Source organism: Streptomyces sp. adm13(2018) (genome assembly GCF_008042145.1).
Classification (GTDB): Bacteria; Actinomycetota; Actinomycetes; order Streptomycetales; family Streptomycetaceae; genus Streptomyces.
On record NZ_RDBH01000223.1, the window covers coordinates 1 to 884 of the forward strand.

Here is an 884-nt window from a genome sequence, read left to right on the forward strand (position 1 = left end):
CCTTCGGCGACTCCGACGACCGCGTCGCCGAGCGGTTCCGCGACCCCGAGCGGCACGACGGCGCCCTCCGCCTCCTCGTCGGCCACGATGTGCAGCCACGACTGGTAGCGGGCCACCGCGTCGCGGACCTCCTCGTCGTACCGTCCGTCGATGCGGCCGAAGTAGACCCACACCGAGGCCAGCCGCCGCTGGAGCTGCCGCACCTCGTGGCCCGTGGAACCCATGCTGAGGGTCGTGACGTCCTCCCCGCCCTCCTCCGGCGGCTCCGCCGACGGTGCCGTGGTCGGCGGGGGCGTCGTCGGCGCTGTGGTCGTGGCCGACGAGGAGGCGGAGGGCGCCGTCGTGCCGCTCGGGGTCGCGGAACCGCTCGGCGACGCGGTCGTCGGAGTCGCCGAAGGTGCCGTGGTCGACGGCGACGGCGACGCGGTGGTCTCGCGCGGGGTCGGCGAGGACGACGTCGGCTCCGGAGTCCGCGACGAGGCGGAGGCGGAGGGTGACTCGGACACGGCGAGGTTCAGGGACGCGCTCGTGGTGACCTCGGGGACGGCCGCCCGGTCCTCCGGCTCCTCCCCGCCGCCGAGCACGGCCGCCGCGAGGGCCGCGGTGCCCGCCACGGCGACGGCGGCCACCACCGCGACCAGCGCGCCGCGGCGCCGGGCCCGCCCCCGGCCGGCCCCCTGCTCGTACCCGGCCCCGGAACCGGTTCCGGCCCCGGGCCCGTACTCAAACCCGTATCCGGACTCACGGCCGGGCGGCGGGGGTATGTCGCCGATCCCGCGCAGCAGGAGCGGCATGGTCTCGGAGGGGTCGCCCCCGGGGTGCGCGCCCGGCGACGGAACGCCCCCCGCGCCGTACGAGCCGCCGGCCTTCGCACCGTACGACCC

The 884-nt window shown here is 77.7% G+C and carries 1 protein-coding gene and 1 pseudogene; one reads left to right on the forward strand and one right to left on the reverse strand.

Features of this window, described 5'->3' with window-relative positions; genetic code table 11:
- Positions 1-224 (reverse strand): peptidoglycan-binding domain-containing protein (locus tag EAO70_RS38630; RefSeq protein WP_222723513.1); only part of this gene is annotated, 224 nt, incomplete at its 3' end.
- 10 nt (positions 225-234) lie between these two features.
- Here EAO70_RS38630 and EAO70_RS38635 point away from each other — a divergent pair.
- Positions 235-884, forward strand: a pseudogene (locus EAO70_RS38635) (hypothetical protein); the annotation flags it as partial.